The sequence below is a fragment of the Vibrio sp. Vb1980 genome (assembly GCF_033338615.1).
Classification (GTDB): domain Bacteria; phylum Pseudomonadota; class Gammaproteobacteria; order Enterobacterales; family Vibrionaceae; genus Vibrio; species Vibrio alginolyticus.
This window is the reverse complement of the sequence record NZ_JAWOSZ010000162.1, coordinates 1-539: the sequence shown is the minus strand read 5'-3', so window position 1 is coordinate 539 and position 539 is coordinate 1. Positions and strand designations below refer to the sequence as shown.

The following is a 539-nucleotide window of genomic DNA, read 5'->3' as shown; positions in this document are numbered from 1 at the left end:
GCAAACAAACCAATGTCGCCCGGGTATTGCGTTTCTAACTCCAAGATCAGGTTGAACAGAGGTAAGTCGGTGATGCGAGCTTGTGCCAATAGCACCGTCAACGCCATCTCTTTCTGTTCGCCTTCCAGTGACAATAGACCGGAGAAGAAGCTCGCCAAGCCTTTTGAAGTTTGATTGTAGATAAGGTCATCCACCAAGTCTTGCAGCTCAGGAATCGCCAGCTCAGAGAAGAAGCTGATGATTTCACTTGTTGGGCGGAAGCCATTCATCGCTTGGTATTCGGTTAGCGCGTAAACCAACTCAGGTTTGTGGTTTGGATCTTTGTAGTTACGGTTTGCAGCGGTTAGGGGAATGCCTTGTTTTTCTTCCAGTGCAAAACCTAGTTCTGCTTGTTGCTTGTTTGGGTGCACCTGAATCGACAGCGCTTTCTCAGCGGCAAGCACTTTAAACAGGTATGGAAGTTCACCAAAACGGTTTGCGACTTCTTCACTCAGAAAAGCATTCATGTCTTGAGCAATCAGTGAAGAGAGTTTGGTCTC

General features: G+C 47.3%; 1 protein-coding gene. It reads right to left on the bottom strand.

What is annotated here, in order from left to right:
* Window positions 1-539, bottom strand: a 539-nt coding sequence (locus R7F64_RS24285) for a type I phosphomannose isomerase catalytic subunit (protein ID WP_318072207.1), incomplete at both ends; no start/stop codon positions are given.